At 32.3% G+C, this 16,545-nt stretch carries 11 protein-coding genes and 1 pseudogene; 10 read left to right on the forward strand and 2 right to left on the reverse strand.

Translation table 11 applies throughout. The features are described 5' to 3' along the window. On the reverse strand, positions 1-1,281 hold the full coding sequence (locus tag GQS07_RS10635; protein ID WP_158210782.1) for a TolC family protein: 1,281 nt from the start codon (positions 1,279-1,281) through the stop codon (positions 1-3). Between the two features lie 1,153 nt (positions 1,282-2,434). On the opposite strand from GQS07_RS10635, the gene GQS07_RS10640 reads away from it, so the two are divergent. Both GQS07_RS10640 and ung read left to right on the forward strand, forming a co-directional pair. Next, positions 2,435-3,073: a helix-turn-helix domain-containing protein gene (locus tag GQS07_RS10640; protein ID WP_158210783.1), complete on the forward strand. Its 639-nt coding sequence runs from the start codon at positions 2,435-2,437 to the stop codon at positions 3,071-3,073. Between the two features lie 91 nt (positions 3,074-3,164). Continuing rightward, a complete protein-coding gene (ung, locus tag GQS07_RS10645; protein WP_158210784.1) occupies positions 3,165-3,830 on the forward strand; it encodes a uracil-DNA glycosylase in 666 nt (221 codons plus the stop codon). Positions 3,831-3,976: 146 nt separating this feature from the next. On the opposite strand, the gene GQS07_RS10650 is transcribed toward ung, so the two are convergent. Next, positions 3,977-5,152, reverse strand: a complete 1,176-nt coding sequence (locus GQS07_RS10650; RefSeq protein WP_158210785.1) for a proline dehydrogenase family protein — start codon at positions 5,150-5,152, stop codon at positions 3,977-3,979. A gap of 218 nt (positions 5,153-5,370) precedes the next feature. Between GQS07_RS10650 and aroB the strand changes: the two genes are divergently transcribed. The 8 genes and pseudogenes from aroB (at position 5,371) to GQS07_RS10690 (ending at position 16,544) form a co-directional block, all read left to right on the forward strand. Continuing rightward, complete coding sequence (gene aroB, locus GQS07_RS10655) at positions 5,371-6,438, forward strand: 3-dehydroquinate synthase (RefSeq protein ID WP_158210786.1); 1,068 nt, start codon at positions 5,371-5,373, stop codon at positions 6,436-6,438. Positions 6,439-6,737: 299 nt separating this feature from the next. Then, positions 6,738-8,135: an arginine decarboxylase gene (locus tag GQS07_RS10660; RefSeq protein ID WP_158210787.1), complete on the forward strand. Its 1,398-nt coding sequence runs from the start codon at positions 6,738-6,740 to the stop codon at positions 8,133-8,135. 27 nt (positions 8,136-8,162) lie between these two features. Beyond that, positions 8,163-9,137, forward strand: a complete 975-nt coding sequence (locus tag GQS07_RS10665; protein WP_158210788.1) for a deoxyhypusine synthase family protein — start codon at positions 8,163-8,165, stop codon at positions 9,135-9,137. Positions 9,138-9,229: 92 nt separating this feature from the next. Continuing rightward, positions 9,230-9,523: pseudogene (locus GQS07_RS10670) on the forward strand (hypothetical protein); the annotation flags it as partial. 130 nt (positions 9,524-9,653) lie between these two features. Then, on the forward strand, positions 9,654-10,748 hold the full coding sequence (gene ychF, locus GQS07_RS10675) for a redox-regulated ATPase YchF (protein WP_158210790.1): 1,095 nt from the start codon (positions 9,654-9,656) through the stop codon (positions 10,746-10,748). A gap of 266 nt (positions 10,749-11,014) precedes the next feature. Further along, the gene (locus GQS07_RS10680) at positions 11,015-11,953 is read left to right on the forward strand and encodes a YihY/virulence factor BrkB family protein (protein ID WP_158210791.1); all 939 of its coding nucleotides are present in this window, start codon (positions 11,015-11,017) and stop codon (positions 11,951-11,953) included. A 77-nt stretch (positions 11,954-12,030) separates the two neighbouring features. After that, the gene (locus tag GQS07_RS10685) at positions 12,031-13,881 is read left to right on the forward strand and encodes a DNA topoisomerase IV subunit B (protein WP_158210792.1); all 1,851 of its coding nucleotides are present in this window, start codon (positions 12,031-12,033) and stop codon (positions 13,879-13,881) included. An 8-nt stretch (positions 13,882-13,889) separates the two neighbouring features. Further along, on the forward strand, positions 13,890-16,544 hold the full coding sequence (locus GQS07_RS10690; protein WP_158210793.1) for a DNA gyrase/topoisomerase IV subunit A: 2,655 nt from the start codon (positions 13,890-13,892) through the stop codon (positions 16,542-16,544). Position 16,545: the final 1 nt, after the last annotated feature.

Raw genomic sequence — 16,545 nt, forward strand, 5'->3', positions numbered from 1 at the left:
TTATAATTCTTTTCCAATAGCAAACTGTAGTTTTTCGTAGTGATCCGTTAGGTCTTTTTTCGTTTCAAGTAATATTGTTTTGTTGTCGATATACGCTTCCACAAAATCTAAATATTCAATTAAGCTCACATTTCTCTTTTGGAAGTTTTTATTGTAAGCCTCTAAAAGGTTGTCTAATTGCGATTCGTAATCACTATCAATATCTTTATACAACTCATTGGCGTGGTAGTAATTTCTAAAAGCCTCAACAATGTCGTTCGCCAGTTCGTTCATCTTATTCTGCGTTTCTAACTTGGCAATTTCAATATCCAGTTTAGCCTCTTTAATATTTCCTTTATTTCTGTCGAAAATTGGTAAATCAAAAGAGATTCCGAAACCAACAAAATCAGTCATAATACCCCCACCGCGGTCATAATCAACACCCAATGTGATATCAGGTACACGTTCTGCTTTTTCAATCTCAAGCTTTTTAAGCGATTGTTGTTCTAAGTTTTTGCTTAACAACGCATCAGGATGTTGCTCTTGAGCCGTAATAATCCAATTTTCTAATTCGATTTCCGAAAGCTCTTTTGCAGGAACCGAAAGAGGATCCGTAATGATAATATTAGTATATCGACCGATGTTGATGAAGTTCTTCAGGTCTTTCAATGCCTCCTCTAAGTCGTTATTAATAGACATCAGTTCCTTTTTGAACTGAAGCTCAGCTGCTTTAAGACGGATGAATTCAGCCTGACTGATATTTCCGTGGTCCAATTGGTTCTTATAAGCAACGATCAGTGATTTTGTATTATCAATTTGTTTTTCAAAGATCAACTTCTGTTGTTGAAGCACTTGAAGTTGTGAGAATGTATTTCTCAATTCAAGCTTAGCTGCTCTTAATACACTTTCGAACTCCTGAGTTTTTTCTTCAATAGTTAATTTTTGAAGCGCAATATTCTTACGGCGTTTACCCCCCGTTTGAATCAGTTGTTCTAAGTGTAAAGCAAACTGTTGCGTTTCCCCATAGTTTCCAAATAAGATAGGTTGTTCTTCTATATTTCTTGTTTTCCAAAGATTTACCTCTGCAATTTCAAAAGTAGGGTTTGGCCATAATCTCGCTTGTAGGAGTTGTGCTTCAGCTTGAGAGATCTCCATTCTCTTAGCAAGTATATCTAAGTTTTGCTCTAAGAATAAAGCTTCAGCTTGCTCTTTAGAGAGCTGTAGTATAGTGTTATCAGTTTGTTGTCCGTAAGACATCGTTGAGATAACGCAGGTTAGTGTAAAAAAAATCTTCTTAAACATGGTTCTGACTAATTTGAATGACAAAATTATTATCTGGTTGTTATAGGTTTATTTGAGTTTGATTAAATACAGATTAGAGCAAGATTAGAATTCGGTTAGAGAATTGTCAAGTGATGCTCATTGTTAAATAAAGCTACTACAATAATTAGATTAAATACTTTTTTTAAAATGTGTTAGTCAAGAAATATGCCAAATGGTGATTAATTTTTTGATATTAAATGAGATTTTAATTGGATAATAAAAGAGGTATTTGTTTAGATAATGTTTAAAATTATTGAGAAGTAATATTTTATTAACAAAAAGGAAAGTTTGAAAATTGTATAAAATTATAAACGAAAGCATTAACATAATTTCCGTATGATTAAATAGGGGAGCTATTTATTTCAATTTTATAGGTATTACTCATTTTGATTTCACTTTATAGAAGTCAAGAATAAAAAGTAACCGATTTTAGAAAGTTTAATACTGGAGGGTAGAACTTATAATTAGGGATAGAATTATTGTTTTTTTAAGGAGTAGTTTGCCTTGCTAATTTTTGGATTTAAACTCTCATTTTTTAGGAAAGAAATAGACTTTACGCTTTTTTGTTGTTTAATACACGAAAAGTAGAGTGACAGAAACAACTCAGAATAAGTGTTTTTTAGTTCTTTTTATTGTTAATTAAAAAAAATATGAGTAAAAAAATAGTGAAAGATAAGTCTTGTATGATATGGAGATATCAAATCTTCGATTATTGTACATTTTGACTATCGCAGATTGTAGAGATAATTTATTAAGTCGTTTTATGTTAGGGAAGTTGCTGTATTGATATGTGTTAAAAAAAACGGGAGTTCATTTGAGAATATCTTTGATTATTATTATAAAAACAGATGTTAGTAGTTGTTTTTAGGGTGATTTATTATTGAGTTTTTTATAATTAAGCTATATGGTAATTGTTAAAATTTTGTATGGTCATTTAAAGGATTGTGTATTGGCAAGATAATTGATTTATGTGTATATAATTTATTATTGCGAACTTTTATTAGTAATAAGTGTTTAATTGTATAACTATTAAGGATTATTAGTATAGAAAGTTCGTTTTGTTAAATAATTAGGTAAGGATGTGTTTATCCTTAACGCAAACATATGTCTAAACAAAGTAAAACTATGAACTATGCAAAACGCAACTACTGTAATTAAGAAACTTAAGAAATTACTTGAGATTAAAACGGATTTGGAATTATCTGATATTTTGAAGGTAAAACCTAATACTATTTCCTCTTGGAAGAAGAGAAATAGTTTGCAATATGAAGGAATTATTGAAATATGTAAGGAGAATCGTATTGATTTAAATGAATTGTTTTTAAAAGACTCTACTATTACACAGAGTAATTCTTTTTTAAAGAAACAAGTAAAGATGATTTCATTAGATCATCAGTTCGAGTATTTTTTGGATGCAGAGAAAGCATTAAAAGAAGCACCAAAGTTTGTTTTTCCAACGACAGATGAAGTAGATATTGCTTTTCAAGTAGCCTCTGAAAATATGTATCCTACCTTAAAAGTTTCGTCTTATGTTATTACCAAAAAGATACGCATAAAAGATATGCAACCCTGGCATTTATATTTATTCGTTTTGAAAGGAAGAGGCTTGATGACGTATAGATTTAAGCGTATTTTAGAAAACAATCATTTACTGTTTGTTAGTGATAACTCAAGTTATGAGAACTTAGATGTTGATCCGGCAGATATTATGGAGATCTTCTGTATTAGAGGTGCTTTTTTGCCAAACTTTAAAGGTATAGGTGATTTGTAGGCTGTAATATTTAGAGGTATTTATAAAGCAATTAAATTTATTTATTGTAAGCATTGTGTGAGTTCATTATCTTTGAGTAAATTATAGAAAAATGAAACTTACATCTTCAAGTTGGAATAAATATTTAAAAGCGGAATTCGAAAAAGACTATTTTAAGAATTTAGCAGAAGCAGTAAACTTAGCGTATGAAACTACGGTAGTTTTTCCTCCAAAAGAAGAGGTGTTTAATGCTCTTGAGATTATTAATTTTAACGATGTACGTGTTGTGATATTAGGACAAGATCCTTACCACGGTATGTTTCAGGCTAATGGGTTGTCTTTCTCTGTAAATAGAGGGGTGAAATTACCTCCGAGTTTGGTTAATATTTACAAAGAATTAGAGACTGATTTAGGTATTAAAAATCGCTGTGGAGATTTGACAACTTGGGCACAACAAGGAGTTCTATTATTAAATGCAACATTGACAGTAGAGCAAAAGAGGGCAGGTTCGCATCAAAAAATGGGTTGGGAAACATTTACAGATAAGGTTATAGAATGTTTATCAGAAAAAAGAGAAGGTATTGTTTTTATTTTATGGGGTAGTTACGCTCAGAAAAAGGGAAAGAATATCGATAGGAATAAACATTTGGTTATAGAAACTGCACATCCATCACCTTTGTCGGTTTATCGTGGATTTTATGGAAGTAAGCCATTTTCGAAAACGAACGATTACTTAGTATCAAGAGGTTTACAAGCAATTAACTGGGAGGTTAAATAAGAATAGTTGTTTCGTGTTGCTAAAGACAATTTCAATACTGTAGAACAAGGGTTAAATATATTAGAGGTACGATGTATTAAGGATTTAATATAAAAAAAGCACTACTAAACTTTTAGTAGTGCTTTTTTTATGAAATATATCAAGCTCTATTTAAGCTTTCTACGTTTTAATTCTGTTGTAATTAAATCTAACTCTCTATTCGTTTGTCCTGCAACAGAAGTGTTTTCTTCTGCTCTACGAATTAAGTAAGGAATAACGTCACGAACTGGTCCGAAAGGTAAGTATTTCGCTACGTTGTAGTTTTCTTTAGCTAAGTTGAAACTGATATTATCACTCATTCCGTATAATTGTCCGAAGAACAATTTCTTGTCATTGTGAGCGATATTGTGTTTCTTCATTAAGTCGATGATTAAGTAAGAACTCTTTTCGTTGTGAGTTCCTGCAAATAATGCCATAACATCAGCATTTTCAATCATAAAAGTAACTGCAGCATCATAGTTAACATCAGTAGCCGCTTTATCAACACAAATAGGAGATTTATATCCTTTTTGAGCAGCGCGTTCTCTTTCAACTTCCATATATGCACCACGAACTACTTTCATACCTACGTGGAAACCTTCCGCTTTAGCTATTTGGTGTAAATCTTTAAGGTATTGTAAACGATCCCAACGGTATAATTGTGCTGTATTGTAAATAAGTGCTTTTTCTTTGTTGTATTTACGCATCATATCTAAGCAAATCTCGTCAGCAGCATCTTGCATCCAACTATGTTCAGCATCGATTAAAAGTAATACATCATTATCATAAGCATATTTACAAGCCATATTGAAACGGTAAACGATACGTTCCCATTCTTTTTCTTCTTCAGCTGTAAACTTTACATTTTCACCTTTTTTAACGAACATATCAAATCTACCAAAACCTGTAGGTTTGAAAACTGCGAAAGGAATTGCATCAGGACGTTGTTTTCCAAATTCAATCGTCTTAATTGTCATATTCAATGCCGCATCAAATTGCTCCTCTGTTTCTTTTCCTTCAACAGAATAGTCTAAGACAGAAGCAACTCTTCCTTTACCGTACATATTATCAACAACCGTTAAACAGTCATCTTCACTGATTCCACCACAAAAATGGTCAAACACAGTAGAACGAATTAAACCTGTAACAGGAAGGTGTGTTTTAATTGCAAAATTTGCAAGTGCAGAACCCATTTTTACAAGTGTAGGTTTGCTGATCATATTAAAAAGAAAGTGTGCTCTTTTTAATTCATTATTGCTTTTTAGTGCGAAAGCAACTTCTGTATTGTTAAATAAATTTTCCATTATAAAAACTAAAATCGTTTCGCAAATATAAATACTCTTTTAGTAATTATTTAGGATATTTTTATTTTATGTTATGAATTTTTAAAAAAGAAAGAGTAGGAGGTATTTGAAATGATTTTAATTTAAAGAAATCTACTCTTGGGAGGGGATATTTGTACAGTGTTTTGTCGTCTTTTTAATTTTTTATTCTTTAGTTTGTGTAAGATAAAAGGACAGAAATGAAAAGAATAGAAGCAGAGAACTATGATATTTTATTTGGTGTGGAAGCATACCAAGAATTAGGAGACTTTTTAAATAAAGAACAGTATTCTAAGATATTTATCTTAACAGATACGAATTGTTATGATCATTGTTTGCCCTATTTTTTAGGCAACTTACCTACAGAGATTCCTTTTGAAATCATTGAAGTTGAGGCAGGAGAAGAGTATAAGACTTTAGAAACTTGTTCGGGTGTTATTCAAACAATGCTTGAGCTTGGGGGAGATCGAAAAAGTATTGTAATTACTTTAGGAGGTGGCGTTATCACTGATATGGGCGGATTTATCGCTTCTATATATATGAGAGGTATTGATTTCGTAAATATTCCAACTACGCTGTTATCTATGGTTGATGCTTCAGTAGGGGGGAAAACAGGAGTGGATTTAGAAGGGATAAAAAACTGCATTGGTAGTTTTGTAATGCCAAAGATGGTTGTTGTTGATGTGAAGTATTTAGAAACTTTAGAAGCGCGTCAGATTAAAGCTGGTTACGCAGAGATGTTGAAGCACGGTCTTATATATGATGCAAAGTATTATGATTATCTTAAAGATATAGCGAATATCGACTTTAACGACATTGAGATTCTAATCCATCATTCTGTTATTATCAAGAATTCAGTTGTTCAGCAAGATCCTAAAGAAGCAGGTTTACGTAAAATATTAAATTTTGGACATACCGTAGGACACGCAATTGAGAGTTATTATTTAACACAAGAAGATAAGAAGACATTATTACACGGAGAAGCAATAGCAATCGGTATGGTTGTTGAAGCGTATTTATCGACGCAATTGAATGGATTGTCCATAGAAGAATATGAAGACATCAAAAATTGTATTCACAGCATTTATGGAATTGAAAATATTGCAAAAGAAGATTATGCAGGGATATTAGAATGGTTGAAGTTTGATAAAAAGAATTCAGGAGGAAGTATTCGCTGTGTTTTATTAAATGAAATAGGGCAAGCAGAGTACAATTTGGAGATTGATAAGACGTTGGTAGATAAGGCGTTGAATGAATATTCTAAATAAGTTCTAAATTCATTTAGTTTTTCTTATTTCATTGCAATATTTTGTTACATTTGCGCTCGTGAAAATAGATGTTTTATATATTAGATTTTGTGTGCAATCGAAGCACAAAGTAAGACGTTTCGTTCGAAGGCAAAGAACGAATTTCGTATATAGCATTATTAAATATTTAAAGGAAACTTGTAAGTTTTTTATTCATAGCTACAAGTTGCCAATAGTATTTGCTAATATAAGAGTTTGAAAAGCGGATTAAATTTCGTATAATCAAATTTGTTAACCTATATTATTAAAGTTATTTTACCATGAATACAAAATACGCTGATTTAATCAATCAAACTTTTTACTTCCCACAAGAGGAATTCAAATTAAATAAAGACAATTTACAGTTTCACAATATAGATTTAATGGGATTAGTTGAAAAATACGGTACCCCATTAAAGTTTACTTATTTACCAAAGATTTCTGAAAACATCAATAAAGCAAAAGGGATGTTCAGAAAAGCAATGGAGAAAAATAAGTATAAAGCAAATTACTACTATTGTTATTGTACTAAGAGTTCTCACTTTTCATATGTATTAGACGAGGCTTTTAAAAATGACATTCACGTAGAAACTTCATCTGCTTTTGACGTTAATATCGTTGAGAGATTAATCGATGCAGGTAAGATTACAAAAGATACATTTGTAATTTGTAACGGTTTTAAACGTGATCAATACATTGACAATATTGCTCGTTTAATCAATACAAGACACGAAAATACGGTGCCTATTATTGATAACTACGAAGAGCTTGATTTACTTCAAGAACAGATCGAAAAGAAATTTAAGATTGGTATTCGTATTGCATCAGAAGAAGAGCCTAAGTTTGAGTTTTATACTTCTCGTTTAGGAATTGGATATAAAAGTATTTTACCTTTCTACAGAAAACAGATTGCAGAAAATCCTAATGTAGAATTGAAGATGTTACACTTCTTCATTAATACAGGAATTAGAGATACTTCGTATTACTGGAATGAGTTGTTGAAATGTTTAAAAGTTTACATTTCTTTGAAAAAAGAATGTCCTACATTAGACAGCTTGAATATTGGTGGAGGATTCCCAATTAAAAATTCATTAGCATTTGAATTTGATTATCAATATATGGTTGATGAGATCATTAATCAAATTAAAATTTCTTGTGAAGAAGCAGAAGTAGATGTTCCAAACATCTTTACTGAATTTGGATCTTACACAGTAGGAGAGAGTGGAGGAGCTATTTATGAAATTTTGTATCAAAAACAACAAAATGACAGAGAGAAATGGAATATGATTGATTCATCTTTCATCACTACTTTACCAGATTCTTGGGCTATTAATAAAAAATTTATTATGTTGCCTGTAAATAGATGGAACGACTCTTATGAGCGCATTTTGTTAGGAGGAATGACTTGTGATAGTGATGACTACTACAACTCAGAGCAAAACTTAAATGCTATCTATTTACCAAAGTACAATAAAGAAAAACCGTTGTATATCGGATTCTTTAATACAGGAGCTTACCAAGATACAATTGGAGGTTTTGGAGGATTACACCACTGTTTGATTCCACAACCAAGACACATTTTGATCGATAAAGATGAAAATGGTATCATTGGAACAGAATTATTCTCAGAACAACAAACAGCTGAGGATGTATTAAATATTTTAGGATATAACAAATAAGAATTATAAATAAAAAATATAAATAAAATGAGTAAAGGACCGATTAGTCAGTTTATTGAGCATAATTACAGACACTTTAATGCTGCTGCTTTAGTTGATGCTGCAAAAGGATACGAAGCGCATCTTGATGCTGGAGGGAAAATGTTAATTTCTATGGGTGGTGCAATGAGTACTGCAGAATTAGGAATTTCTTTAGCGGAAATGATCCGTCAAGATAAAGTTCAATTTATTTCTTGTACAGGTGCAAACTTGGAAGAAGACGTTATGAACTTAGTAGCTCATTCACACTATAAAAGAGTACCTAACTATAGAGATTTAACTCCAGAACAAGAAAGAGAGTTATTAGATAATCACTATAATAGAGTTACAGATACTTGTATTCCAGAAGAGGAAGCATTCCGTAGATTACAAAAACACTTAGAAGACGTATGGCACGCTGCAGAAGCAAAAGGTGAGCGTTATTTCCCACACGAATTTTTATACCAAGTTGTAAATTCAGGTGTATTAGAGCAATACTATGAAATTGATCCAAAAGATTCGTGGATTGTAGCTGCTGCTGAGAGAAACATTCCAATCGTTTGTCCAGGATGGGAAGATTCTACTTGTGGAAATATCTTTACTTCAAACGTAATTAAAGGAAACTTAAATGTACATACAGTTAAATCTGGAATTGAGTATATGATTTATTTGACTGAATGGTACCGTGCAAATTCAGGTGGACATGGAGTAGGTTTCTTCCAAATTGGAGGAGGTATTTCTGGAGATTTCCCTATCTGTGTTGTTCCAATGATGTACCAAGATTTAGAGTGGGAAGATGTTCCATTCTGGTCATATTTCTGTCAAATTTCTGATTCAACTACATCTTATGGATCTTACTCAGGAGCTGTTCCAAACGAGAAGATTACATGGGGTAAATTAGATGTTGATACTCCTAAGTTTATTGTTGAGTCTGATGCTACTATCGTTGCACCATTGATTTTTGCATATATCCTTGGAAACTAAACAAATAACTGATAGTAAATTAAATTAATTTTTTATTTGTTAATTTCGATTTTGCTATTACATTTGAAACAGAAATAAAGCAATAACAAAGAATGAAAAGAGTAATTGTTGATTACGCAAAATTGACGAACGAAATCTTGACACTATTAGTGGAGAAATTTCCTGATGGATATGATGACGCAGATATAGTTCGTTTTAAAAACGTTAAAAACGAAACAGTAGAAGCAGTTGAAGTTAGAACTGAAGATACTATATATTTGGTAAAAGTTAGTACTAAGTTAGCTGACAGAATCGAAAACTTCGATGACGAGGAAGATGATTTTGTAGACACTGCAGATGACTCGTTAGACGCATTGAAAGACTTAGAAATTGCTGACGAAGAAGATTAACAAGAAATCGATATAAAAAAACCACTCGCGAGAGTGGTTTTTTTATTTGTATTAACAAATAGATATTAAACTTCTATTATTTTGAATATATTTGCAGACGTTTAAAAATGACAATAGAATCAAAAATATGAAAGCAGGTATTGTAGGATTGCCAAATGTGGGGAAATCAACGCTATTTAATTGTTTGTCTAATGCAAAGGCTCAAAGTGCAAACTTTCCTTTCTGTACGATAGAACCAAATATTGGAGTGGTAAATGTACCAGATCCAAGATTATTGAAGTTAGAGGAATTGGTTAATCCAGAACGTGTATTACCTGCAACTGTAGATATTGTAGATATCGCTGGTCTTGTAAAAGGAGCAAGTAAAGGAGAAGGATTAGGAAACCAGTTTTTAGGAAACATTCGCGAGTGTAATGCTATTATTCACGTTTTACGTTGTTTTGACAATGATAATATCGTTCACGTTGATGGGAATGTAAATCCAATTCGCGATAAAGAAACGATTGATATTGAATTACAATTAAAAGATTTAGATACAGTTGAAAAGCGTTTAGAGAAAGCTAAAAAAGCTGGTAAAACAGGAAATAAAGAAGCTTTAGCTGAAGCAGACTTATTAGAGCGTATCAGAGAAGTATTATTGACAGGTAAATCTGCACGTGTAATCGAACCAAAAAATCAGGATGAAGAAGAATTAATGGAAGCTTTCCAATTAATTACAGCTAAACCTGTATTATATGTTTGTAACGTAGATGAAGATGCTGCTGTTAATGGTAATGCTTATGTTGAGCAAGTAAAAGAATTAGTGAAAGATGAAAATGCTGAAGTTATTGTTTTAGCAGTTGGAACTGAAGCTGATATTACTGAGTTAGAAAGCTATGAAGAACGTCAAATGTTCTTAGAAGACTTAGGATTAACTGAACCAGGTGTTTCTAAATTAATTCGCTCTGCTTATAAATTATTAAACTTACAGACTTATTTCACTGCAGGTGTTAAAGAAGTAAGAGCTTGGACTATTAAAGTAGGAGATACAGCGCCACAAGCAGCTGGGGTAATTCACTCTGACTTTGAGAAAGGATTCATTAGAGCAGAAGTTATTGCTTATGAAGACTATGTTGCTTTTGGTTCTGAAGCTAAAGTTAAAGAAGCTGGTAAATTAAGAGTAGAAGGTAAAGAATATATCGTTAAAGATGGTGATGTAATGCATTTCCGTTTCAACGTATAATTCTTACTACGAGATATTTTTAAAAGAGAGAAGCATAACGCTTCTCTTTTTTTTTCTTTAGAGTTAGGCAAAATACTTAATTGGATTTTTATAAATAATAATTTATTTTCTATGTAAATCTGTTAAGTTCTTTTGTGTAATTTTGAAGGAGATTTCAGAAAATAGTGTCATTTTACATTATTTAATTGAATGACGTTTTACTTCTATTTTTGAAGAGGTAAGCGGTTATACTTTACTTAACTGACAAATAATAATTTATAAAATTTATGGAGGCTTTGAATTTGAATCTTTTGAAAAAGGTATTTGAACTTTTAAAGAAATCGGTATTTGATTTTTTAGACGATAATGCAATGAAGTTTAGTGCAGCTTTGTCTTATTATACCATTTTTGCCTTGCCTCCGTTAATGATCTTAATTATTTCTGCCAGTAGTTTTTTTGTAGAGCAGAACGATGTTGCCAACTTTTTTTATGATCAGTTGACTGATTTAGTAGGTCCTAATGCTACAGAAGAAGTAAAAGGGGCAATGGCCAATGTACAATTGAGTAAGAAAGGTAATATTGCTACTATTATTGGGGTAGCGATGTTGCTATTTAGTGCTTCAGGGGTATTTGCTGAGATTCAGAGCTCGATAAATTATATTTGGGGTATAGCAGCCAAACCAGATAAAAGTATTGTTAGATTGGTTAAAAACAGGCTTTTGTCATTTGCTATGATAGCATCTGTTGGATTTGTTTTACTGGTGAGTTTATTCGTCAATTCAATGGTAAGTTTATTATATGGATTTTTGGGTGAATTTTTTGCTGAAGAGACGATTTACTTAGTTTACGTATTAAACAACATCGTTGTGTTTTTAGTAATTACAGTGTTGTTTATGTTGATTTTTAAGACATTGCCTAACGGTCAGATTAGGTGGAAAGATGCTTTTGTAGGGGCAGGGTTTACAGCAATCTTATTTATGATTGGTAAATTTGGAATAGGGTTGTATTTAGGTAATACAGCATCTATGTCGTTATATGGAGCAGCAGGATCAATAATCGTTATGTTAGTTTGGGTATATTACTCAGCGATGATACTATATTTCGGGGCAGAATTCACTAAAAATTATACAGAATTATTTGGAAGAAAGATTATTCCTGGTGAATATTCTGTAGAAATTCGTAAAAATGTTGTAAAAGATTCTTCAGATGCCTTAGGTAGTGAGTAATTCCTCAAAAACTGTAGATAGACAATTTTTATTTTAAGCTAAATAGTAGTATTTTAGCGCAAATTCCTATGTTTTTTATGCAAGATCAAAATCAATATACTGAAGATAATATTCGTTCTTTAGATTGGAAGGAACATATCCGTATGAGACCGGGTATGTATATCGGTAAATTAGGTGATGGTTCATCGCCTGATGATGGTATCTATATCTTAATCAAAGAGGTAATCGATAATAGTATCGATGAGTTCGTGATGGGAACTGGAAAGACTATTGAAGTAACGTTAAAGGATAAACTGGTAACAGTGCGCGATTACGGTCGTGGTATTCCTTTAGGAAAAGTAGTCGATGTAGTTTCGAAAATGAATACGGGAGGTAAATATGATTCAAGAGCATTTAAGAAATCCGTTGGACTTAACGGAGTAGGTACAAAGGCAGTTAATGCATTGTCAAACTATTTCCGTGTAGAATCAGTTAGAGATGGACAATTAAAAGGTGCTGAGTTTTCTGGCGGGGATCTTGTAGAAGAAGAAGATTTACAAGAAACTTCAAGACGCAAAGGAACTAAAGTTTCATTCATTGCAGATGAATCTATTTTCAAAAACTATAAATACCGTAAAGAGTACGTAGAACGTATGCTTAAAAATTATTGTTACCTGAATAGAGGATTGACAATTATTTTTAACGGAGAGAAGTTTTACTCAGAAAATGGATTAAAAGATTTATTAGAGGAGAACATTGATGTAGAAGATCAGGTATATCCAATCATTCATTTGAGTGGTGATGATATTGAGATTGCTATGACACATAGTAGAACTCAGTATTCAGAAGAGTATTACTCATTTGTGAACGGACAAAATACAACGCAAGGAGGAACACACTTAGGTGCTTTTAGAGAGGCGATTGTGCGTACATTAAAAGAGTTTTACAATAAAAACTTTGAAGCATCTGATATTCGTAAGTCTATCGTAGCAAGTATTTCGGTAAAAGTAGAAGAACCAGTTTTTGAGTCTCAAACAAAAACAAAATTAGGATCTACAGATATGGGACCTAACCTTCCGACTGTTAGAACATTTGTAAACGACTTTGTTAAGAATCAATTAGATAACTTTTTACATAAGAATCCAGAGATTGCAGATGCTTTATTAAGAAAGATATTGCAAGCAGAGAGAGAGCGTAAAGAACTATCAGGTATTCGTAAGATTGCAAAAGAGCGAGCTAAGAAAGCAAGTTTACACAACAAGAAATTAAGAGATTGTAGAGTTCACTTTACAGATATAAAAAATCCAAGGTATTTAGATAGTACACTGTTTATTACAGAGGGTGATTCGGCGTCTGGTTCGATTACAAAATCGAGAGATGTGAATACACAAGCAGTATTTAGTTTGCGTGGTAAGCCTTTGAATTCTTATGGAATGACGAAGAAGATCGTTTATGAGAATGAGGAGTTTAACTTATTACAAGCGGCTTTAAATATTGAAGAAGATTTTGAAAGTTTAAGATATAATAACATTGTAATTGCTACCGATGCCGATGTAGATGGTATGCACATTAGATTGTTATTGATTACTTTCTTCTTACAGTTTTTCCCTGAATTAATTAAAGAAGGGCATTTGTATATTCTGCAAACACCATTATTCCGTGTTAGAAATAAGAAGGAGACGATTTATTGCTATAGCGATGAAGAACGTGTGGCAGCAATAGAGAAATTAAAACCAAAACCAGAGATTACTCGATTTAAAGGTCTTGGAGAGATTTCGCCAGATGAGTTTAAGTATTTTATTGGTGAGGATATACGTCTTGATCCAGTGATGTTGGATAAAACAATATCAATTGAAAAAATGCTTGAGTTCTATATGGGGAAAAACACACCTGATAGACAAGAGTTTATTATAGATAATTTGAAAGTAGAACTTGATGTTGTAGAATAATAGAGGATATGATACACGAAGATAATTTTGATGCAGAATTAGATAAGAATAATAACGACTTACCCATTGAAGAACATATCGAGTCTCTTGTAGAAGAAGAAAAAGAAACGATTACCAAAGTAACGGGAATGTACAAGGATTGGTTCCTTGATTACGCTTCTTATGTTATTTTGGAAAGAGCTGTTCCTGCTATAGAAGATGGTTTTAAGCCAGTACAACGTCGTATTATGCACTCTATTAAAGAGTTGGATGATGGTCGTTACAACAAGGTGGCAAATATCGTAGGACATACAATGCAGTATCACCCACACGGTGATGCGAGTATTGCTGATGCTATGGTGCAGCTTGGACAGAAGGAGTTACTGATTGATATGCAGGGGAACTGGGGTAATATCCTAACAGGGGATAGTGCAGCGGCTTCAAGGTATATTGAAGCACGTTTAAGTAAGTTTGCATTAGATGTATTGTATTCGCCTAAGATTACTACTTGGCAATCATCTTATGATGGAAGAAGAAATGAACCGGTTAATTTACCAGTGAAATTTCCATTGTTATTAGCACAAGGAGCAGAGGGAATTGCAGTAGGATTATCTACAAAAGTATTACCACATAACTTTATTGAGTTAATTGATTCGTCAATCAAGATCTTAAAAGGAAAACCATTTACCTTGTATCCGGATTTTCCAACACAAGGAATTGCAGATGTATCAAATTACAATGACGGTTTAAGAGGGGGGCGTGTGCGTGTGCGTGCTCGTATTTCTCAATTAGACAAGAATACATTAGTTATTACACAAATACCTTTTTCAACAACAACGACTTCTTTAATTGAAAGTGTGTTGAAGGCAAATGAGAAAGGGAAGATTAAGATTAAGAAAATTGAAGATAATACTGCAGCTGAAGTTGAGATTTTAGTTCACTTGCCTGCAGGTACTTCACCAGATAAAACGATTGATGCTTTATATGCGTTTACAGCTTGTGAAACATCGATTGCACCATTAGGGTGTGTTATTGAAAATAATCGCCCTTTATTCATTGGAGTTTCAGAAATGTTGAAGATTTCAACACATCAAACAGTTGATTTGTTGCGTAGAGAGTTAGAGATTGAACTTCACGAATTAGAAGAAAAATGGCACTTCTTATCACTTGAGCGTATATTTATAGAAAATAGAATATACCGTCATATTGAGGAAGAAGAAACGTGGGAAGGTGTTTTAAATGCGATTGATGAAGGGTTAAAACCATTTATTACTAATTTAAAACGCGCGATAACACAAGAAGATTTAGCACGCTTAACGGAGATTAAGATTAAGCGTATTTCTCGTTTTGATATTGATAAAGCAAATCAAAATATTGAGGCTTTAGAAGGAGATATAGAGAAAGTTAAATTCAATTTAGCTAATCTAATTGACTTTGCTATTAACTATTTTACAACGTTAAAAGAGAAGTATGGCAAAGGCAAAGAACGTAAAACCGAACTGAAAAGTTTTGATACGATTGAAGCAACAAAAGTTGTCTTGAGAAATACTAAATTATACGTTAATAGAAGTGAAGGTTTCTTTGGTACGAGTCTTAAAAAAGACGAGTATGTATGCGACTGTTCAGATATTGATGATGTGATTGTGTTCTTGAGAGATGGTTCTGTTATGGTTTCAAGAGTTGATGAAAAGAAATTTGTTGGAAAAGATATTATTCACATCGCTGTATGGGATAAGAATGATAAACGAACAATTTACAATATGATTTACCGCGATGGTAAGTCGGGATCTTCTTTTGTAAAACGATTCAATATTACGGGGGTTACTCGTGATAAGATGTATCAATTGACACAAGGTAAAGCAGGTTCTCAAGTATTGTATTTCTCAGCTAATCCGAATGGAGAAGCAGAGGTAGTTAATATCTTGTTGCGTCAATTAGCGAATGTTAAGAAATTAAAATTTGATTTAGACTTCGCTGAATTGCTAATTAAGGGTAGGGCTGCAAAAGGAAATGTAGTTACTAAATACGCAATTAAGAAAATAGAATTAAAAGAGAAAGGTATTTCTACGCTAAGACCACGTAAGATATGGTTTGACAATACAGTTAATCGTTTAAATGTTGATGGTAGAGGAGATTTATTAGGTGAGTTTAAAGCAGACGATAGATTGTTGATTGTTAGCCAATCTGGTAAGGTTAAAACGATAGTACCTGAATTGACTACGCATTTTGATGAAGATATGATTGTTCTTGAAAAATGGAAACCAAGCAAGCCTATTTCAGCAATATACTTTGATGGAGAAAAAGCGAGATATTTTGCTAAGCGTTTCTTAGTAGAGAATGAGAATAAAGAAGAGTTTTTTATATCAGAACACGAAGGATCAAAATTAGAGATAGTTTCAACAGATTATCGTCCAGTATTTGAAGTGGTATTTAGCAAAGTAAAAGGAGTTCAAAAAGAGAATTTAGTTCTTGATTTAGAGCAATTTATTGTTGTAAAGGGAATTAAAGCTTTAGGAAATCAAGTTACAACTGATAAAGTAAGACAAATAAGTGCTTTAGAGTCATTACCTTATGTTGAAGTAGAAGAAGAGGAGGAAGAGGAAGAAGAAATAATGCCTGAATTAAATGGGGATATGCCTAATATAGGAATAGATGACGATGGACAATCAACACTTTTATTTTAAT

Origin of the sequence: Myroides phaeus, assembly GCF_009799805.1 — a bacterium.
GTDB classification, from domain to species: domain Bacteria; phylum Bacteroidota; class Bacteroidia; order Flavobacteriales; family Flavobacteriaceae; genus Flavobacterium; species Flavobacterium phaeum_A.